The 17,065-nt window shown below is 60.9% G+C and carries 23 protein-coding genes; 13 read left to right on the top strand and 10 right to left on the bottom strand.

Translation table 11 applies throughout. The features are described from left to right. Nucleotides 1–180: 180 nt before the first annotated feature. Both ACFZPT_RS15790 and ACFZPT_RS15785 read left to right on the top strand, forming a co-directional pair. Nucleotides 181–786, top strand: a complete 606-nt coding sequence (locus ACFZPT_RS15790; protein ID WP_034098508.1) for an SCO family protein — start codon at nucleotides 181–183, stop codon at nucleotides 784–786. Next, nucleotides 786–1,253, top strand: a complete 468-nt coding sequence (locus tag ACFZPT_RS15785) for a copper chaperone PCu(A)C (RefSeq protein WP_034098510.1) — start codon at nucleotides 786–788, stop codon at nucleotides 1,251–1,253. Before ACFZPT_RS15790 ends, ACFZPT_RS15785 begins: the two co-directional genes overlap by 1 nt. A gap of 42 nt (nucleotides 1,254–1,295) precedes the next feature. Here the strand turns inward: ACFZPT_RS15785 and ACFZPT_RS15780 are convergent, their stop codons facing one another. Continuing rightward, a complete protein-coding gene (locus ACFZPT_RS15780; RefSeq protein WP_034114074.1) occupies nucleotides 1,296–1,625 on the bottom strand; it encodes a DHCW motif cupin fold protein in 330 nt (109 codons plus the stop codon). 140 nt (nucleotides 1,626–1,765) lie between these two features. On the opposite strand from ACFZPT_RS15780, the gene ACFZPT_RS15775 reads away from it, so the two are divergent. Next, entirely contained in the window at nucleotides 1,766–2,251 is a 486-nt protein-coding gene (locus ACFZPT_RS15775) for an HIT family protein (protein WP_379555485.1), read from the top strand. 122 nt (nucleotides 2,252–2,373) lie between these two features. Continuing rightward, nucleotides 2,374–2,643, top strand: a complete 270-nt coding sequence (locus ACFZPT_RS15770) for a hypothetical protein (RefSeq protein WP_034114078.1) — start codon at nucleotides 2,374–2,376, stop codon at nucleotides 2,641–2,643. 21 nt (nucleotides 2,644–2,664) lie between these two features. Here the strand turns inward: ACFZPT_RS15770 and ACFZPT_RS15765 are convergent, their stop codons facing one another. Continuing rightward, nucleotides 2,665–3,141: a DUF488 family protein gene (locus tag ACFZPT_RS15765; RefSeq protein ID WP_379555484.1), complete on the bottom strand. Its 477-nt coding sequence runs from the start codon at nucleotides 3,139–3,141 to the stop codon at nucleotides 2,665–2,667. A gap of 150 nt (nucleotides 3,142–3,291) precedes the next feature. Then, nucleotides 3,292–3,759, bottom strand: coding sequence for a GNAT family N-acetyltransferase (locus tag ACFZPT_RS15760; protein WP_034114082.1), 468 nt, complete (start codon nucleotides 3,757–3,759; stop codon nucleotides 3,292–3,294). A gap of 357 nt (nucleotides 3,760–4,116) precedes the next feature. Here ACFZPT_RS15760 and ACFZPT_RS15755 point away from each other — a divergent pair, with 357 nt between their 5' ends. Both ACFZPT_RS15755 and ACFZPT_RS15750 read left to right on the top strand, forming a co-directional pair. Continuing rightward, nucleotides 4,117–4,608 carry a GNAT family N-acetyltransferase gene (locus ACFZPT_RS15755; protein ID WP_034114084.1) on the top strand — a complete coding sequence of 164 codons (492 nt, stop codon included), beginning with the start codon at nucleotides 4,117–4,119 and terminating at the stop codon, nucleotides 4,606–4,608. Between the two features lie 17 nt (nucleotides 4,609–4,625). Next, complete coding sequence (locus tag ACFZPT_RS15750) at nucleotides 4,626–5,051, top strand: GNAT family N-acetyltransferase (protein WP_034099831.1); 426 nt, start codon at nucleotides 4,626–4,628, stop codon at nucleotides 5,049–5,051. A gap of 14 nt (nucleotides 5,052–5,065) precedes the next feature. Here the strand turns inward: ACFZPT_RS15750 and ACFZPT_RS15745 are convergent, their stop codons facing one another. Continuing rightward, the gene (locus tag ACFZPT_RS15745; protein WP_034114086.1) at nucleotides 5,066–6,265 is read right to left on the bottom strand and encodes a YgcG family protein; all 1,200 of its coding nucleotides are present in this window, start codon (nucleotides 6,263–6,265) and stop codon (nucleotides 5,066–5,068) included. A 127-nt stretch (nucleotides 6,266–6,392) separates the two neighbouring features. On the opposite strand from ACFZPT_RS15745, the gene ACFZPT_RS15740 reads away from it, so the two are divergent. Together ACFZPT_RS15740 and ACFZPT_RS15735 are read left to right on the top strand one after the other, a co-directional pair. Further along, entirely contained in the window at nucleotides 6,393–7,208 is an 816-nt protein-coding gene (locus ACFZPT_RS15740) for an alpha/beta fold hydrolase (RefSeq protein ID WP_034114088.1), read from the top strand. Further along, nucleotides 7,198–8,340 (top strand): PAS domain-containing sensor histidine kinase, encoded by a 1,143-nt coding sequence (locus tag ACFZPT_RS15735; protein WP_034098524.1) that lies wholly within the window; start codon nucleotides 7,198–7,200, stop codon nucleotides 8,338–8,340. The genes ACFZPT_RS15740 and ACFZPT_RS15735 overlap by 11 nt, the downstream gene beginning before the upstream one ends. Here the strand turns inward: ACFZPT_RS15735 and dapF are convergent. After that, nucleotides 8,328–9,131, bottom strand: a complete 804-nt coding sequence (gene dapF / locus ACFZPT_RS15730) for a diaminopimelate epimerase (protein WP_034098526.1) — start codon at nucleotides 9,129–9,131, stop codon at nucleotides 8,328–8,330. The two genes, ACFZPT_RS15735 and dapF, sit on opposite strands and share 13 nt — an antisense overlap. Nucleotides 9,132–9,209: 78 nt before the next feature. Between dapF and ACFZPT_RS15725 the strand changes: the two genes are divergently transcribed. Beyond that, nucleotides 9,210–9,710, top strand: coding sequence for an AAA family ATPase (locus ACFZPT_RS15725; protein WP_034098528.1), 501 nt, complete (start codon nucleotides 9,210–9,212; stop codon nucleotides 9,708–9,710). 166 nt (nucleotides 9,711–9,876) lie between these two features. On the opposite strand, the gene ACFZPT_RS15720 is transcribed toward ACFZPT_RS15725, so the two are convergent. Continuing rightward, nucleotides 9,877–11,478: a murein L,D-transpeptidase gene (locus tag ACFZPT_RS15720; RefSeq protein WP_034114089.1), complete on the bottom strand. Its 1,602-nt coding sequence runs from the start codon at nucleotides 11,476–11,478 to the stop codon at nucleotides 9,877–9,879. 38 nt (nucleotides 11,479–11,516) lie between these two features. Between ACFZPT_RS15720 and ACFZPT_RS15715 the strand changes: the two genes are divergently transcribed. Together ACFZPT_RS15715 and ACFZPT_RS15710 are read left to right on the top strand one after the other, a co-directional pair. Further along, nucleotides 11,517–12,230: a murein L,D-transpeptidase catalytic domain family protein gene (locus ACFZPT_RS15715; RefSeq protein ID WP_034098532.1), complete on the top strand. Its 714-nt coding sequence runs from the start codon at nucleotides 11,517–11,519 to the stop codon at nucleotides 12,228–12,230. Nucleotides 12,231–12,260: 30 nt separating this feature from the next. Next, entirely contained in the window at nucleotides 12,261–13,007 is a 747-nt protein-coding gene (locus ACFZPT_RS15710; protein WP_034098534.1) for a creatininase family protein, read from the top strand. A gap of 47 nt (nucleotides 13,008–13,054) precedes the next feature. On the opposite strand, the gene ACFZPT_RS15705 is transcribed toward ACFZPT_RS15710, so the two are convergent. Both ACFZPT_RS15705 and ACFZPT_RS15700 read right to left on the bottom strand, forming a co-directional pair. Next, nucleotides 13,055–13,396 carry a hypothetical protein gene (locus ACFZPT_RS15705; RefSeq protein WP_034098536.1) on the bottom strand — a complete coding sequence of 114 codons (342 nt, stop codon included), beginning with the start codon at nucleotides 13,394–13,396 and terminating at the stop codon, nucleotides 13,055–13,057. A gap of 34 nt (nucleotides 13,397–13,430) precedes the next feature. Next, nucleotides 13,431–14,075: a hypothetical protein gene (locus tag ACFZPT_RS15700; protein ID WP_034114090.1), complete on the bottom strand. Its 645-nt coding sequence runs from the start codon at nucleotides 14,073–14,075 to the stop codon at nucleotides 13,431–13,433. A 130-nt stretch (nucleotides 14,076–14,205) separates the two neighbouring features. Here ACFZPT_RS15700 and ACFZPT_RS15695 point away from each other — a divergent pair, with 130 nt between their 5' ends. Beyond that, complete coding sequence (locus ACFZPT_RS15695; RefSeq protein ID WP_034114092.1) at nucleotides 14,206–14,478, top strand: hypothetical protein; 273 nt, start codon at nucleotides 14,206–14,208, stop codon at nucleotides 14,476–14,478. Here ACFZPT_RS15695 and yfcF read toward each other — a convergent pair. Beyond that, nucleotides 14,453–15,085, bottom strand: a complete 633-nt coding sequence (gene yfcF / locus ACFZPT_RS15690; protein ID WP_034114094.1) for a glutathione transferase — start codon at nucleotides 15,083–15,085, stop codon at nucleotides 14,453–14,455. The genes ACFZPT_RS15695 and yfcF overlap by 26 nt on opposite strands. Nucleotides 15,086–15,180: 95 nt before the next feature. Beyond that, entirely contained in the window at nucleotides 15,181–15,741 is a 561-nt protein-coding gene (locus ACFZPT_RS15685) for a DUF924 family protein (protein ID WP_052229574.1), read from the bottom strand. Nucleotides 15,742–15,859: 118 nt separating this feature from the next. Here ACFZPT_RS15685 and ACFZPT_RS15680 point away from each other — a divergent pair, with 118 nt between their 5' ends. Next, nucleotides 15,860–17,014: a DUF1624 domain-containing protein gene (locus ACFZPT_RS15680; protein WP_034114096.1), complete on the top strand. Its 1,155-nt coding sequence runs from the start codon at nucleotides 15,860–15,862 to the stop codon at nucleotides 17,012–17,014. Nucleotides 17,015–17,065 lie beyond the last annotated feature (51 nt).

Raw genomic sequence — 17,065 nt, 5'->3', positions numbered from 1 at the left:
ATCCCAGCCGCCAACGGATGAAGCGCGACGCGCCCCTGTGGCAGAACGTCGCAGATTACGCAGGCCGGCGTGGGTTGGTAGACTTGCCGCCCTCCTCGTTTCTTACTTCAAATGCCTGCTTTTTCACGGCCTGATGGGTAGATCCAGCGCAATGCAGGCGTTTCACAGGATGCACAGTTGATGAGTACGTTATTCACCCGCCGCAAGGTCCTGACCGGTATGGGCTTGTTGGGCCTGGGCCTGCTGGCCGGTTGTGACAACAGCCCCAAACTGAATTTCAAGTACGGCAAGGACTTGAGCGACAAGATCATGGGCCGCACGTTCAAGCTCAAGAACACCGAGGGCGAAACGGTCACCCTCAGTTCCTACCGTGGCCTGATGCCGGTGGTGTTCTTCGGCTTTACCCAATGCCCGGCGGTGTGCCCCACCACCCTCGCCCGCGCGGCCCAGGCCAAGAAGCTGATGGGCCGTGACGGCGAGATCATGCAGGTGATCTTTATCACCCTGGACCCAGAACGCGACACGCCGGAGATTCTCGACAAGTACGTCAAGGCCTTCGACCCCAGCTTCGAAGCGCTGTACGGCACCCCGGAAGAAATCGCCGTAGCCGCTAAGGAATTCGGCATCTTTTATGAAAAGATCCCGGCCGGCGACACCTACACCCTGTCCCATACCGCCACCAGTTTTGTCTTCGACACCCGTGGCAACCTGCGCCTGGGGCTCCAGGCATCCCTTACCGCTCAAGAGTGCGCAGAAGACCTGCTCACCGTCATGGAGGTCTGCTAATGACTGCCGTTCAACACCTCAAGCGCCTCACCCTCGGCCTGACCCTGCTGGGCCTCGCCGCCCACGCCAGCGCCCAGGTGCAGGTCAGCGACGCCTGGGTCCGCGCGACCGTCCCAGGCCAACCCGCCAGCGGCGCATTCATGACCGTCACCGCCGACGTCGACAGCAAGCTGCTGCGCGTGGCCTCGCCGGTGGCCAAGGACGTGCAGATCCATGAAATGAGCATGCAAGACGACGTGATGCGCATGGGCCCGGTGGACTCGGTGGCCCTGCCTGCCGGCAAAGCCGTCACCCTCGACCCCAATGGCTACCATGTGATGCTGATGGGCCTGACCGGCCAGATCAAAGAAGGCGATCCGGTGCCGCTGACCCTGACCGTGGAAAACGCCAAGGGCGAGCAGCAAGCCGTTGAAGTCAAAGCCATCGCTCGTGGCGTGGACGGCACGGCCCCTAGCCATAAGCACTAATTGCACCCGTTCGGTTCGGGTTGGCTCACCTCAACCCGCCCATCAATCCACGATAAACAGCTTCGCACCGTCCAGCGTCGATGAACGGTGCGCTTCCATCTCATTGCCCACCTGATAACTCATCCCGGCCGTCAACGTAAACCGACGCCCATCCGCCAGCTCGGTGTGCAACTCGCCCTCCAGACACAGCAGCACATGCCCGCGGGTGCACCAATGATCCGCCAGGTACCCGGCGCTGTACTCCACCATACGCACGCGAGTCGTACCAAAGTGCCCGGTGCGCCAGGTAGCGCTTCCGGTCTCACCGGAGTAGATGACCGGTTCAACAGTGGACCAATCGGTGGTGCAAAACGGGACGGCGGTAAGATCCATGGGGGACTCGGTCGTGGGTTAGGGTGGCTTGAGGCTAACTGGCTGATTGGGGGGGCGGGTAGACACAGATGGAGTGGTTTTGCGGCATACAGGCAGGCGTGCTTGTTATTCTGCTCCCCCATTTCCGAGGAGGCATGCTGATGCTGATCGACCCCGCTTACGTCTTGTTTGAGACCGACCATTGGCAGCTCAATCATCACCTGACGTCCAGGCTACCGGGTTACTTGATACTGGGCGCCAAGGCGCCGATAGATTCTCTTGCCGACATGCCCGACGCCGCACTGGCCGAACTGGGGGGATTGCTGGCGAGAGCCCAGCGGATTATGCAGACGCAGTTGCGGCCAAAGTGGCTCTATATCAGCCGCTATGGGCATATGCCGGGCTTCCCGTTGCATTTTCATTTGATCCCGGTGTACGACTGGGTGGAAGACGCGTTCTGGCAGGATGAACGTTATCGGCAGTTGCAACGCTTTGGCTCGCATAACCCGACCCAACTAGTGACCGACGGGACTGAGTTGACGCTATTTGTATGGCGCGAGTTCGGCGAGAGTCCGACGACGCCGGCGACTCAAGGTCCGTCCGTCGCGCAGGTCATCAACCGCCTGCGCGCCTGTATGCGCGATTGATACCGACCTTTGCGTGAACTGACATAGCGGTAATGCAGGCGATCTGCATATGCGGTTACACGTCTATCTGGCAGTTTTCCGGTCTCTGGATACAGTTCAAATAACGTCTGGATATGGCCCGCATGAAACGCAAAGTTCGGATATTGATCGGTGTGGACAGCATTTGTGCGGGGAGAGTTTTGCCCGCAGGTGATTGGTGCGAGCGGCGCGTGTTGCTGGACAGGCTGAAAATTTATGAGAATTTTGACGCCTTGGATAAAGCCAGGGCTGAGCATAACGTCACGCTAGGCCTGATCAAACCTGCACGCGTCACCGCACTTCGCATTCAGAAGTCAGCCTCGAAAGCATGGACTTCGGAGGAAATTGACAAGCTGCAATCAACCAGTGGTTGATCGTGAGCCTGATTTATCCGCCTAAGCCACAGAAAGAAGACGATCATCAAATAGCGTTGCTTTGAAGGGTAGGTGTTGAATGTCGAGCGAGGGCTTCAATTCCAGTGCGGCTTCAGCGATCAAACTGCGATGGCAAAAACGGGCGTCCGCCTCATAACAGACCATACAAATCCGCTGCTGGGCTGCATTGCAAACCAGCTCGTTCAACACCGTGCCTTGGGTGCGGATATAAGCCCTGAACTCGCGCGCATAGGTTGTCCAATCACCGTCTTCCTTGTACTGCTTGCGTATGGGCTTTGGGCAGCCGAGCGACCGGTTATGCTCGTAAGCGATCCCCTGTGCGGCCAGATCCCGGGCAAAGGCATTTTTGGAAAAACCTTTTTTCCGCGATAACGGGTATTCACGCACATCCAATACTCTGTCGATCCCGGCCTGCTTGAGTCGTGCAATGAATGCGTCGATGGTCAGTCCCTCGTAGCCTGCGGTGTAGAGGTTCATGCAGATTCTCCTAAGGCCTGCCGGCGCGATCAAATGGTAAAAAAACGCCGGGGCTGTAACATCGGCTGAAATTGACGAGCCGTGGCGAGTGACGAGCGGAGCCAATTATTGCGTAACAAACCTATGGCCCTCGCCCATCAGGCCATCGGTTCAGCCAACCCGCTTCTTCATCGGGATACACGCCAACTGCAACCCCGACGGTGAGTGGTAAATGGCCTGCTCATCCCCGACATAACCGTACGCTCGATAGAAACTCGCGGCGTTCAACGTCGCATCCAGCACCACCTCTTCAATCGCCAGTTCCCGCGCGAGACTTTCAAGGTGATCCAGCATCGCCTTGCCATAGCCACGCCCGGTGAAAGCGGGCAACACGAACAGCGCACCGATTTCGTTGTTGTCCAGGTCAAGCATGCCGGTGGCGACAGGCTCATCGTTGAGCCAGCCCAGATAAAACGATTTGTCCATCAGAGCGCTGTAGCCGTCCTCGGCCTTGCCACGCGTCCAGAGCGCCATTTGTTCAGCGGTGTAGGCGCCGACGCATTGGCTGCGGATGGCTTCGCGGCGGATGTCAAACGCGGCATCGGCATCGTTGAGGGTGGCGCATTTTATTTCCAGCATGAGGTCCTTCCTTCATACGTATTCGTACCCGCTCGGGTGAATGAATAACGGTCGCTATCCGTGCGTAGTTGGTAAGCCTGGTTTCGCCAATTATATGCGGCGCGGGGTCAGTGATAGATGCGCTGACCGACATGCCGCCATCGGGGGCAAGCCCCCTCCCACATTGGTATCACGGTTACCGTCAGGTTTCACACTGCCTGCTTGACGTCGACGACCATGGCCAAAATCGTCGAAAAAGTATCCGTTACCATGCTTGACGCGAACAAGCCCCTTCCCATTTTTTGAGCCCTGTTCAGCGCAGAGGCCCAGCGAGGCCGCTATGATGTGGCCTTTCGCTCAATGTCCCAGGAAACACCCATGCCTGCCCTAACCCTGCGCAACGCCCTCCCCACTGATGCCGCTCGCTGCTATGCAATCGAAATAACCGCCTACGAAGGCGACGAAGCCGCGACGCTGGAAAAGATCGCCACGCGCATTGCGCAGTACCCCCAGGGGTTTCTGATCCTAGAGGCGGATGGCGAGGTGGTGGGGTTTATCAACAGCGGCTGCGCCCATCAGGTGGTGATGTCGGACGAGGCGTTCAAGGAGTTGGTGGGCCATGCGCCCGAGGCGCCGAATGTGGTGATCATGTCGGTGGTGGTCGACCCGGCACATCAGGGCCACGGCTATTCCAACGTGCTGATGACCGAGTTCGTGCAACGCATGCGCGTCATGGGCAAACAGACGATTCATCTGATGTGCAAAGAGCAGCATGTGCCGCTGTATACGCGCATGGGCTACACCTATGTACGCCCATCGCCTTCGGATCACGGCGGGATGGCGTGGCATGAGATGGTGATGGCGCTGTAATCCAGGGAGGATCGATGATGACCGCACCGCGCATTGAAATCAGCGACCAACCCAACCCCGAAGCCGAGCGCATTCTGGGTGGCGGTCTGGCCGCGTTCAACGAGGCCATCACCGGTTACAACGACCGCGTGCCGCTCACGCTGTTGATCAAAGATCCGGACACCCAGCAAATCCTTGGCGGCATCAGCGGTAAAACCACCCTCGGCATGGCGTTCCTCGATCTGTTCCACCTGCCCGACTCACTGCGCGGTGCCGGGTTGGGCCGGCAGTTGCTGCACGCTTTCGAGGATGAAGCCCGGCGCCGAGGCTGCCGGCAGGCGGTGCTGTATACCCTCAGTTTCCAGGCGCCGGGGTTCTACGAAAAACACGGGTGGGTGCGGTTTGGCGAGATCCCGTGTGACCCCGTCGGCAGTAGCCGGGTGTTCTTGTCCAAGACCCTGTGAACGCTGGCGTGACTTCACCAACTCCCCGACGCCCCGCCACCGCCGCTGGAACCGCCGCCACCGGATGAACTGCTGCTGGAACTGGAACTGGAACTGGAACTGCTGGAGTTTGACCCGCCACCCGACCCGGTCCCCGCGCTGCTTTGGATAAACACAAACAGCGCCAGAAACGATGCGATCGGCACCGCGATCAGCCAGCCCTGGGCGCCGTGCCCCAGCAGCAGCCCCGCCGCTGCGTAGATCGCCGCCACCGCAAGCAATCGCAGCAGGAACCCGCGCGGGCTGTTCTTCCAGGACGCCTTGATCAGCAGAAACAGCAGGACGTACAACCCTAGGACCACCAGGCCACCCAGCGGCCACGCCAGCCAGTGGACATAGCTGACCTCCACAAACCGATTGGCTATCACCACCCCGAGGATATAGGCCAATAGCCCTATCACGCCGTAGAAGGCTGCGCGCGCCAGCCACAATGCGCCGAATGTCGCGCCGCCGATCAACAGGGTCAGCGGCATTACCAGCAGGTACATTAGCCATTCGCGGCCACCGGCAAAGATCGCCAAACCGACGGTAATCAGCAGTGTGGCGATCAGCGCAGCGCGCCAATCCAGCTTGCGCGCCGCGAGCAGCACACCACCGATGGCGCCGAGGATAAATGCCAGCAACACCGCGATAGCGCCGGGCGCAATGGCGGTATCGGCGACCGCGGGCAGATCGCCGCCATCCACTAATGTGGTCAGGTCATCGACCGCTTGTTGTATCCCGCCTGCATAGTCGCCCTGGCGAAAAGCCGGGGTGATATGTTCCGCGATGATGCGGTGCGCCAGCAGGTCGGTGACCGTGCCTTCAAGGCCGTAGCCTACTTCGATGCGCACCTTGCGATCGTCCTTGGCCACCAGCAACAGGATTCCGTCGTTAACGTCCTTGCGCCCCAGTTTCCAGGCGCGGAACAGTTGATTGGTATAGTCCTCAAGGTCCGCGCCGCCTAGGGTGGGCACCAACAGCACGGCGACTTGCGCGCCTTTGCGCTGTTCCAAGTCAGCCAATTGTTGCTTGAGACCGGCGGTAGTAGTGGCGTCCAAGGTATCGGTCAGGTCGATCACCCGCTGGTCCAAGGCGACGCCGATGGGAGAAGTCTCGGCGCGAACGGTCAGCAACAGGCTGGCACACACAAGCACCAGCAGACTCAAAAGTGTTTGCCGCAACCGACGCATCATATTTGTTACCTGAGGTTTCTTCCTGAAGGCGCCGACTTTACCCCATCGGCGCTATAACGCGTGACCCAAAGCGCTTGACTATCTAAACTGGCCGCCAATAGCGATACGCCATAATCTTGAGATGCCCATGGATCTACGTCACCGCAACAACGTCAACGTCATGGGCAACGGGACCTCGACCCTGGTGTTCTCCCACGGTTTCGGCTGCAACCAGGCCATGTGGAACGACTTGGCGCCACCGTTTCTAGAGCACTTTCGCGTAGTGCTCTATGACTTGGTGGGCGCGGGCCTGTCGGACCTGAGCGCGTTCGACAAGACCAAGTACGGCACGCTGGACGGCTACGCCCACGACTTGAACGAGATTATCGCCGCCTATGCCCAAGGCCCGGTGATTCTGGTTGGGCACTCGGTCAGTGCGATGATCGGCACCCTCGCCGACCGCCTGGCGCCAGGGCGTATCGCGGCCCATGTGATGATCGGCCCGTCGCCGCGCTATATCGATACGGACGGTTACGTGGGCGGTTTCAAGCGCAGCGATATCGATGAGCTGCTCGACACCCTCGACAGTAACTACCTGGGCTGGTCCAGCGCCATGGCCCCGGTGATCATGGGCGCGCCGGGGCAACCGGCACTCAGCGACACCCTGGCCGACAGCTTTTGCCGCACCGAGCCGGATATCGCCAAGCACTTCGCACGGGTGACGTTTACCTCGGACAACCGCCAGGACGTGATCGGCCTGACCACCCCGGTGTTGATCCTGCAATCGAGCGACGACCTGATCGCCCCGGTGGCGGTGGGCAAGTACCTGCACAGCGTGATGCCCAACAGCACGTACTGCCTGGTGGACAACGTCGGCCACTGCCCGCATATGAGCGCCCCCCAAGCGTGCGCGGCGGCCATGCAGGGTTTCCTGGCGCCGTGGACGGCCACCTGTGCCGGCTGAATTATTCGACAGCGCCGCGTGTGCCCTGGCCGTTACCGGCGAAGACGGCACGATCCTCAAGGCCAATGCGCGGTTCGGCGATTGGCTGGGGTTCAGTATTGCCGAGCTGTGCACGCGCAGGTTCCAGGACCTGCTGACCATGGGTGGGCGAATTTTCCACCAGACCCATCTGGCCCCTATGCTGCGCATGCACGGCAGCGTCACCGAAGTGAAACTGGACATCCTGCACCGCGATGGCCACAAGGTGACTGTGCTGCTCAACGGCAATAAACGCCAGCAGGCCGATGAGGTGGTCTACGACCTGGCGCTGTTCGGCACCACCGACCGCGACAAATACGAACGCGAACTGCTGAACGCCCGCAACCTGGCCGAGGCGCTGCTGCAGGAAAAAACCTCCACCGAACTGGCCTTGCAGAATGCCCAGGCGGAGCTGAAGCAGGCCTACGCTATCTCCCAGCGACGTGCGGTGTTCGCCGAACAGATGATGGCGATCGTCAGCCACGACCTGAAAAACCCGCTGACCGCCATTCGCATGGCCTCGGACTTTCTCAGCCGCAACGAGCGCACCGCCAAGGAGCGCCAACTGTTGGGGCATATCGGCCAATCCTCGGAACGCGCCCAGCGCATGATCGCCGACCTGCTGGATTTCACCCAGGCGCGGGTCGGCCAAGGCATCGTTATCAAAGCCGCACCACTGGACCTGCACAACGTGATTCATCGCGCGGTGGATGAACTGCGTGTGGCCTTCCCCAAGGCCACCCTGGTGCATTGCACCGAAGGCGCTGGCGAGACGTGCCTGGACGCCGACCGCGTGCAGCAGATCATCGGCAACCTGGTGGCCAACAGCGTGGCCTATGGCGATCTACAGCAGCCCATCACCATCACCTCGCGCCTGGACAATGGCGCAGGCGCGGTATCCGTGCATAACCACGGCGCGCCGATCCCTCAAGCCATGCTGGCCGGGCTGTTCGAACCCATGACCCGCGGCACCGACCAAGGCAGCGATGTGCGCAGCGTAGGCTTGGGTTTGTACATCGTGCGCGAATTGGCCAAGGTGCATGGCGGCGATGTGACGGTAAGTTCCTGCGCGACCGCCGGCACTACGTTTACGGTGACGTTTCAGAACACGTAGGCGTTGCCCTGCATGACCGGCTCGACACTGCCGGTCAACACCACTGCGCCTTGCCCGTCCCAATCCACCCTGACCGTGCCGCCATCGCATTGCACCTGCACTCTGCTGTCCAGCAAACCACGGCGGATACCATTGACCACTGCCGCACAACAACACGTTCCCGAGCCCAACGGCACGCCGCCGCCGCGCTCCCAGATACGCAGGCGGATGTGGCCACGGTTGAGCACCTGGACGAAATGTACGTTGGTTCCCGCCGGGAATAATGGATGCTGCTCCAGCTCCGGGCCCGTAACGGCCGGGTCGACGGCGAGGATATCCGCCACGAAAAACGTGCAATGCGGGTTGCCCATGCTGCACGCCGCCGGGCGCCCTTCGAGCGGTAAGTCAAGGGTGTCCAGGGCTTCGGCCAACGGTACCGCTGCCCACTCCAGCGATGGCGGCCCCATGCTTACCGACACCCGCCGCCCTGCCTCACGGGTGCAAGTGAGCAAGCCGCGATCGGTCCGCAGCACAATCGAGTCACTGCCGGCTTCATGCATCAAACGGTCGGCCACCCCTCGCGTCGCACTGCCGCAGGCTTGCAAGGCCGTGCCATTGGCATTCCAGAATTTGACGCGTGCGGCGGCGTCATCGCAGTCCAGCACCACGGCCAGTTGATTGAAGCCGATGCCGGTATGACGATTGCCCAAACGCCGAGCGATCTGAGCGGTAATGGGGTCGTCCAGACCCCGACGGTCGATGATGATGAAGTCATCACCCAGGGCGTGCATTTTCACGAAAGGTAGAGTCACGGGCTGTCCTGAGGTCGACCGCAGAGGGAACCTGAGGATACCCTGAAGCCGCACCCTGGCCTATCGAAGGACCGAACCATGCTTATTGTCTTCAGCGGATTGCCCGGCACCGGCAAGACCACCCTGGCCTATGAACTGGCGCGGCGGCTCAGCGCGGTTTACCTGCGGATCGATGTGATCGAGCAGGCCATTCGCGATGCCGGGGTGCTGGCGGGCGATGTGGGCAGCAGCGGTTACGGTGTGGCCAATGCCGTGGCGTTGAGCAATCTGCGCTTGGGCCATTGTGTGATCGCAGACGGTGTCAACCCCGTGCGGGAAAGCCGCGCCGCTTGGCAAACGGTGGCCCTGGCGGCGGGCGTGGAGTTAGTGGACGTAGAGGTGATTTGCTCTGACCGACAAGAACATCAACGCCGGGTTGAATGCCGTACGGGGGATATCCCCGGCCTGACGCCACCCACCTGGCGGTCGGTGATGGCCCATGAGTACGAAGCCTGGGCGCAGGCGCCATTGAGCGTCGACACGGCGAACCTATCGGCAGCCGAGGCGGTTGAAAGGCTGCTCGCTCATCTGGGGCGATAAGTGGAATCGCGCTGGTGTTTTTGGGGCTGCTGCGCCACCCAGCGCGGGGCAAGTCCGCTCACCCCATAAAGCCACCCTAAGCACGCTTTTGCCGTGAGCTTTTAGGTGGTGAGCGGGCTTGTGGAATCGTCGCACCGCCCGCGCTAGGGCGCGAAGCAGCCCTGTATCAAAGCACGCTGCCCATCGCCTTCATCAGCACCGGGTCGCGCCCGTAGATATCCGGCGCGTACACCAGCCCGCCTTGACGATCCACTTCCACGGTCCAGTAACTCAACAGCACCGGCACGGGAGTGGCCAGGCGGAATTCGTGGGTCACGCCGGTGGCCAGCAGTTCATCGGTGCGAGCGCGCTCGGCAGGACTGACCAACAGGTCGCGCAGCAGCAACGGTTGTTCAACCCGCACGCAGCCGGAGCTGAACGCGCGCGGGCCCTTGGTGAACAGCGGCTGGCTGGGGGTGTCGTGCAGATACACCGAGTAGGGATTGGGAAAGCGCATCACGATTTTGCCCAGCGGATTGCGCGGGCCGGCTTCCTGGCGCAGCAAGATATTGCCGGGGCGCGCCCAGTCGATTTGTTCCGGCGCCAGCGGGTGGCCTTCGGCATCGAGCACTTGCAGGTTCTGCTGGCGCAGGTATTCGGGGTTGAGGCGAATGGCCGGGAGCTTGTCCTCGCGCATGATGGTGGGCGGGATGGTCCACGTGGGGTTGAGGGTCAGGCGGGTGATGCGCGACTTGAGCAACGGTGTCTGGCGTTCGGCGCGCCCCACTTGCAGACGGGTTTGCCATACGGGAATGCCGCTCTGGTACACGCTCAGTTGCGCGGCGGCGACGTTGACCAGCACGCCTTCGGGTTCCAGGTCCTGGGCCAGCCAGCGGAAGCGTTCGAGGTTGATGCGCAACTGCTCGCGCCGTACCGCCGGGCTGATATTGAGTTCGGCCACCGTGCCGGCGCCGATCACGCCATCGGCCTGCAATGAATGGCTGAGCTGAAAGGCTTTGACCGCGTCTACCAGTTCCGCGCGGTACTGCTTGCCGACCCCCTTGGGTTCAGCGGCCAGGTAGCCGCCACTAAAGAGACGCCGTGCCAGCTCCGGTACTCGCGCGTCTTCCATGCCAGGGCGCAACAACGGGCCGCTGCCCACCGGGTCCCAATGGGGCAAGGGTTGCTGACGCACGCTGGCGTAGGCATTGCGCAGGCTGCGGTAGAGGTCGGCGCTGGGGCGCGCCTGGTCGAAGGCTTGCGCCATGTCGTGCAGGCCCAATGCAGCGAAGGCCAACACCTCGGCATTCGGATCGCCGCTCGGCGGCTGCGCGTGCCACAGCGGCTCGAAGCGCGATTGCTGCAAGCGCCCGTAGTGCAAATCCTGCAGGGCTTGCAGATAGTGGCGGCTGCTGTCGATATCGCTGCACAGCACGTTGGCCGTGGCATCTACGGTTGGCAGGCTATAGTGGGAAGGGTCCAGGCCGTCATCGGCGAGCAATTGCAGTTGGGCATGCAAGGCTTGGCGACGGGCTTCGTCGGACCACAACGCGACATCGCCCTGCTGCTGATAAAAGGCTTGCAAACGCAGTTGCGCGGCGGCGTCGATCTGCGGCGCCAGGCCAGGGCAGACACTGGGCAACTGCGCCAGCGCCTGTTGCACGGGGGCCAGGTCGATCGGCGCTGGCGTGGTCACCGGCAAGGGTTCAACGGGCAGCGCTTCGGCCGTGGCGACCAGTGGTGCAACGAGCAAGCAAATGCTCAAGTAACATGCGTGTTTTTTGAACAATGCCTTAGCTCCAATCCACAGTGGGGGAAGTACTGTAGATGCTGACTTTTATGTGCCGCCTCGGCCTGATCACCGCAAGCCTGGCTGTGTTGAGTACATCTGTGCTCGCCGCCGACGGCAACGTTCCTTCCTTGTATAGCAGCCTGGCGCGCTCGGCTCCAGAACTCAATCCCACTGTGCTCAAAAGCGCCCTGAACGCCGTGCAATGTGCGGTCAATAATGGCGAAGAACGTTCCGAGCGCCTGGCTGTGATCGATTATTCCCAACCTTCGACCGCCCGTCGCCTGTGGATCTTCGACCTGCGCAAGAAAACCCTGCTGCTGCGCGACTTGGTGGCCCACGGCGCCAAGTCCGGGGAAAACTTCGCTACGCAGTTCTCCAACCTTGAAGGCAGCCATCAATCCAGCCTGGGCCTGTTCCGCACCCAGGAGAGTTACCTGGGCACCCACGGCTATTCGCTGCGCATGGATGGCCTGGAGCCAGGCTTCAATGACTCAGCCCGCGACCGCGCCATTGTGATTCATGCCGCCGACTACGTCAGCCCGCTGTGGAGCAAGCGCGAAGGCCGTATCGGTCGCAGCCAGGGTTGCCCGGCCGTCCGCCCGCAAGTGGCGCGTCAAGTGGTGGACAAGCTCAAGGACGGGCAGTTCATGTTTTCGTGGTATCCCGACCAGCGCTGGTTGAAGTCCTCGACCTACCTCAATTGCAAACCCCAGCAGGTGGCCAGTAGTCGTACAATCCGTGGCGGTTAGCCTGTCCCCACCGATTAAAGAGAGCACTCAATGCTTCTACATAAGTCCACCTGGATCGAGATCGAGCAGTTTCTACAGCGCAGCCGCACGGTGGTGGTGCCCATCGGTTCCAACGAGCAACACGGCCCCACCGGCCTGCTGGGCACCGACTGGATGTGCCCGGAAATCATCGCCCATGAAGCGCAACGGCACGCCGATCTGCTGATAGGCCCCACGTTCAATATCGGTATGGCCCAGCACCACCTGGGGTTTCCCGGCACCATCTCGCTGCGCCCTTCCACTTTTATCGCTGCGATTGGCGACTGGGTGCGTTCGCTGGCCGGGCATGGTTTCGAGAAGATCCTGTTCTTGAACGGCCATGGCGGCAATATCGCCACCATCGAGGCAGCCTTTTCCGAGCTGTACGCTGAAGCCAGCTTTGCGCGGCGCCCGGCCGGGTTCGCGCTGAAACTGGTGAACTGGTGGGATCTGGAGGGCGTCAATGAGCTGGCCCAGCGTCAGTTCCCGGTCGGCCATGGCAGCCACGCCACACCGTCGGAAATTGCGGTGACGCAATGGGCCTATCCGGACGCAATCAAAACGGCCGACTACTCGCCACAAATTGCCAACACCGGGCCAATCCGCGAAGCCCTGGACTTCCGGGCGCGCTTCCCCGATGGCCGCATGGGCTCGGACCCGGCACTGGCGACGGTGGAAAAAGGTGGGGAGTTGGTGGCGTTGGCTGCTCAGGGGCTGATCAAAACGGTGGGCCACTTCGCTGACGAAGCCAAACCGTAAATCACCCTTGGTGAGAGGGGCCAGCCCCTCTCATAGCCGTCATCGGGTTATTGGCATTCCTTGGCCGCTATCTCCAGCCGCGACGGGGTAATGGTCGATGCCAGCGGCTTGCGCTCATACAAAAACACCTTGGCGCCCTCCCCGGCTTTGTAGGCTTCCAGCACGTCGTCGGCAGCAATCTTGCTGGTCAACACCACTTTGACGTGACGGGAATTTTGCGTGACCGTGGAGGAGATGCCGTGTTTTTCCAGCTTGGGCAGCACGCATTGCACATAGCTTTCAGGCGCCTTGGTGGTCTGCAAGGTCAAGCTCGGGGTGTTGGGTGCGGAAACGCAACCGGCCAGTAACACAGAAGCGAAGGCCGTGGCCGGTACGAAAAAAGAGCGCATGAAAAAATCCTGACAATAACAATAAAAGTTCATATCAACCCGCACGAATCAGGGCCTTGAGCGACGCGTCGAACTGCTTCAGGGCATCGAGCTGCACATCGCGCTGCTGTTCGATCTGCGCGGCAATCTCCGGTGCAGCCTTGTCACGCACCCACACCGACGGCACTTGCCGCTGCACCGAGCCTTCGGCTTTGGCGATGTATTGCAGGTTGGCGTCATAGAACCGCGCCACAAACCGCGCTTGGACCTGGTCATTGCGCGGTGTGAGCAACTGATTATGGGTGTCGAGCATCACCACCACATCGGGATGGGCTTGTACCAAGGCGTCCAGAGTGTCGTAAACGGTGACCGAGACAAAACTGCCCTGTAGCGAATGCATCAACCAGTCCATGGCCAGCTCCGGGTCGGAACTGTTAACGAACGCCGCACGGATGCGTGAGTCGAGGGCATCCTTGGCGCCATTCAAGGCCATGTCGTGGTAGCGTTCAAGGTAGCTGAGGTTGTCGCGGGTGTAGTCGCTCAGCAAAACACCCACCGACTGCGTAGGCTGCAGAGAGTCTACGCTAGCGACGATCGGTAGCAAATGGCCTGTACGCAGATCGCCGGCGATTGCGGGGTTGGTGAGCAAGGCAGCGCCGAGCATCAGCAACATTGAACACAGTTGAATTAAAGTCCTCATCGCGCATTTCCCTGAACGGCGTGTCGATGGGGCAATTTTGCGCTTATGCGGCAAAAACAGAACTTGCGTTACGTGATGGTGACTATTATCTGAACCGATAGTGCACCGATAAAACTATAAGGACTATTCCATGAAGCCCCACCAGAAAACCTTCGACCGCATCCGCGAAGCCGTCCTGCCGGAGTTTCGCGACCGGGTCGCCGATTACCTGGCCGAGTACGAGCAGGTGCTGCAGGATAAGACGGTGGACGCCGACCGGTTCCAGGCCAGCGCCCACCAACTGCGCGGTTATCTGCGCGGTTTGAACACCACGCGGGTGCTGGGCATGGCCGATTGGGAAGACCTCGACCGGCGTGCCGCGCAATTGACCGAACCGGCTACAGTGCCGGACGTTGCTGATTGACCCACGCCTGTACCGATGGGCGTTGCCATTGGCGCTGCGCATAGGCCACCAGCTCGGCAGGCATCGGGTCACCGTTGAGGATCAAGCGGTTGAGCATCACTGCCAGGTCTACATCGGCAATCGACCACTGGCCGAATAGATAATCCGGATTACCCGCCAGCAGCGCCTGGGCCGCCGCGATCAGTTTGACCGCGGCCGCTTCGGCCACCGGCGACAACGGCGGCATCTTCTGCCCGCAAAACACCACCAGCGTCGAGCGCTCCTGGCGAATCGGCAGTAAATCGCTGCGCAACCATGCCTGCACTTGGCGCGCCTTGGCCCGCTGCTTTGGGTCAGTCGGGTACACCGGCGTATGCGGGTAGACCTGATCCAGATACTCCGTGATCGCGGAAGACTCCGATAATGCAAAGTCACCCTCAACCAGGGTCGGCACCCGTTGGCTCAGCGACAATCGGGTGTAATCGGCTGCCTGGTTCTGCGCAGCGTCCAGGTCCACGGGAATGGTGTCGAAAGCCAGGCCTTTTTCCCGCAGGGTGACGAATACCGACATGGCATACGGACTGGTGTAGAGCGAATCGACGTATAGACGCAGCGGTTCGTGGTGCATGGCGATCTCCTTGAAATAAAGCCCTACGCTACGAGATCGGCGACGATAAAGACAATGCGGGCTTTTTATGGGGGCATTCCCGACAGGAATAGCATTTAGCCGGCAAAGCCTCCTGCGTCCAGGAACGTCTGTTCCTCTGCGGTAGTGACTCGCGCCAGCACGGCATTGCGATGGGGGAAACGCCCAAAGCGCTCGATGATGCGCGCGTGTTCCTTGGCCCAGTGATAGGTGCTCGCGTCCAGGTGCTGGTTGAGGTCCAGGGAGCGTTGCTGGTCGGCAGGGTCTTCGGAGTGTTCAAACGGCAAGTAGCAGAATGCCCGCAGGGCCGGCTCGACCTGCTGATCCAGGCCGGCGTCGAGCAGACGCTCTGCATATAGACGTGCCAGCGGGTCGGTGGCGAACATATGCGCCGTGCCGCGAAAGGCATTGCGCGGGAATTGATCAAGCAGAATCAGCAAGGCCAGCGCACCCTCCGCCGAATCGAGCCAGCCCTCCAGCTCGCGACGAGCGGCTTGCAGATGGGTCGCGTAGAACCTGTCGCGGAATGTGGCATCGAAGGTGTCGTTCTTGGCGAACCAGCGTTTGGGGCCCGCGGTTTTCCAAAAATCAACAACGCTGTGGGGAGTATGGCTGGCTGTTGCGTCATGCAGGGTCACGGTGGCGGCCTCCAGTGAGGGTTGAGCGAATACCGCAGAAGGTATCAGAAGCAGGACGCTGCGTATCCGAATGTTATAGGATAACACTCCATCTATCTCTAGCCTGCGACCCTCGCCCATGACCGACGCTCCTCCCCTGCGCCAACGCCTGCTCTCCATCGACGCCCTGCGCGGCTTGGTGATTCTGTTCATGTTGCTCGACCATGTACGCGAGACCTTCTTAATGCACCGCCAGGTCGGCGACCCCATGAACATCGACAGCACTGAGCCGGCGCTGTTTATCAGCCGTACCCTCGCCCACCTGTGCGCGCCGGTGTTTGTGTTACTGACCGGGCTGTCGGCGTGGTTGTACGGTCAGAAGTACCAGGGACGGCGCGACGTGTCCGCGTTTTTGTTCAAGCGCGGGCTGTTTCTGGTGGTGTTGGAATTCACCTTGGTCAACTTCGCCTGGACCTTCCAACTGCCGCCCAGCGTGATCTACCTACAGGTGATCTGGGCGATCGGCGTAAGCATGCTCGCCCTGGCCGCGCTGGTGTGGTTGCCGCGCCCATTGTTGATTGTGTTCGCGCTGCTGCTTATCGCCGGGCACAACCTGCTCGATGGTGTGCACTTCGCGCCAGGGTCGGCGCTGCAAACCCTATGGTCGATGCTGCATGAGCGCAGTTGGATCGATGTCAGCGACAACCTGCGCCTGCGCGTCACCTACCCGGTGTTGCCGTGGATCGGTGTGATTGCCCTGGGTTACGGCCTAGGACCGTGGTTTGCCAATGCCACGCCGCCCGGCACCCGTCAGCGTTATCTGCTACTGGCGGGCGTGAGCGCGCTGGTGGGGTTTGTGGTGTTGCGCACCATTAACGGCTACGGCGAAAAGCCGTGGCAGGCGTATGACGCAGGCGTGCAAACGATGATGAGTTTTTTCAATGTGACCAAGTATCCGCCTTCACTGTTGTTTTTGGCGCTGACCCTGGGCATTGGTCTGCTGCTGTTACTGGCATTTGAACGCGCCGGGCCTCGACGCTGGATCGGGGTGTTGGCGGTGATGGGTTCGGTGCCGATGTTCTTTTACCTGCTGCATCTTTATGTGCTGAAGGTGCTGTATATCGCCTGTGTTGCGCTGTTCGGCCTCAACCATGGCAACTACTTCGGCTTCGACACTGTCGGTGCAGTGTGGCTGCTGGCGTTGATGTTGCCCCTGGCGCTCTACCCGCCCGTGCGCTGGTTCGCCAGGCTCAAGGATCGCCGCCGCGACCTGGCCTGGCTTAAGTACCTTTGAGCTTAAGTACCTTTGATCTGACACAAATCTGGGCGGGGGCAAGCCCCCTCC

Origin of the sequence: Pseudomonas sp. MD330_10 (assembly GCF_042610415.1) — a bacterium.
GTDB lineage: Bacteria > Pseudomonadota > Gammaproteobacteria > Pseudomonadales > Pseudomonadaceae > Aquipseudomonas > Aquipseudomonas rhodesiae.
This window is presented reverse-complemented; position numbering and strand designations above follow the sequence as displayed.

What these genes read in the sequence shown, in the direction of transcription:
- ACFZPT_RS15790 (WP_034098508.1), top strand. Translation starts at nt 181, where the DNA reads ATGAGTACGTTATTCACCCGCCGCAAGGTCCTGACCGGTATGGGCTTG.
- ACFZPT_RS15785 (WP_034098510.1), top strand. Translation starts at nt 786, where the DNA reads ATGACTGCCGTTCAACACCTCAAGCGCCTCACCCTCGGCCTGACCCTG.
- ACFZPT_RS15780 (WP_034114074.1), bottom strand. Translation starts at nt 1,625, where the DNA reads ATGGATCTTACCGCCGTCCCGTTTTGCACCACCGATTGGTCCACTGTT.
- ACFZPT_RS15775 (WP_379555485.1), top strand. Translation starts at nt 1,766, where the DNA reads ATGCTGATCGACCCCGCTTACGTCTTGTTTGAGACCGACCATTGGCAG.
- ACFZPT_RS15770 (WP_034114078.1), top strand. Translation starts at nt 2,374, where the DNA reads ATGAAACGCAAAGTTCGGATATTGATCGGTGTGGACAGCATTTGTGCG.
- ACFZPT_RS15765 (WP_379555484.1), bottom strand. Translation starts at nt 3,141, where the DNA reads ATGAACCTCTACACCGCAGGCTACGAGGGACTGACCATCGACGCATTC.
- ACFZPT_RS15760 (WP_034114082.1), bottom strand. Translation starts at nt 3,759, where the DNA reads ATGCTGGAAATAAAATGCGCCACCCTCAACGATGCCGATGCCGCGTTT.
- ACFZPT_RS15755 (WP_034114084.1), top strand. Translation starts at nt 4,117, where the DNA reads ATGCCTGCCCTAACCCTGCGCAACGCCCTCCCCACTGATGCCGCTCGC.
- ACFZPT_RS15750 (WP_034099831.1), top strand. Translation starts at nt 4,626, where the DNA reads ATGACCGCACCGCGCATTGAAATCAGCGACCAACCCAACCCCGAAGCC.
- ACFZPT_RS15745 (WP_034114086.1), bottom strand. Translation starts at nt 6,265, where the DNA reads ATGATGCGTCGGTTGCGGCAAACACTTTTGAGTCTGCTGGTGCTTGTG.
- ACFZPT_RS15740 (WP_034114088.1), top strand. Translation starts at nt 6,393, where the DNA reads ATGGATCTACGTCACCGCAACAACGTCAACGTCATGGGCAACGGGACC.
- ACFZPT_RS15725 (WP_034098528.1), top strand. Translation starts at nt 9,210, where the DNA reads ATGCTTATTGTCTTCAGCGGATTGCCCGGCACCGGCAAGACCACCCTG.
- ACFZPT_RS15715 (WP_034098532.1), top strand. Translation starts at nt 11,517, where the DNA reads ATGCTGACTTTTATGTGCCGCCTCGGCCTGATCACCGCAAGCCTGGCT.
- ACFZPT_RS15710 (WP_034098534.1), top strand. Translation starts at nt 12,261, where the DNA reads ATGCTTCTACATAAGTCCACCTGGATCGAGATCGAGCAGTTTCTACAG.
- ACFZPT_RS15705 (WP_034098536.1), bottom strand. Translation starts at nt 13,396, where the DNA reads ATGCGCTCTTTTTTCGTACCGGCCACGGCCTTCGCTTCTGTGTTACTG.
- ACFZPT_RS15700 (WP_034114090.1), bottom strand. Translation starts at nt 14,075, where the DNA reads ATGAGGACTTTAATTCAACTGTGTTCAATGTTGCTGATGCTCGGCGCT.
- ACFZPT_RS15695 (WP_034114092.1), top strand. Translation starts at nt 14,206, where the DNA reads ATGAAGCCCCACCAGAAAACCTTCGACCGCATCCGCGAAGCCGTCCTG.
- yfcF (WP_034114094.1), bottom strand. Translation starts at nt 15,085, where the DNA reads ATGCACCACGAACCGCTGCGTCTATACGTCGATTCGCTCTACACCAGT.
- ACFZPT_RS15680 (WP_034114096.1), top strand. Translation starts at nt 15,860, where the DNA reads ATGACCGACGCTCCTCCCCTGCGCCAACGCCTGCTCTCCATCGACGCC.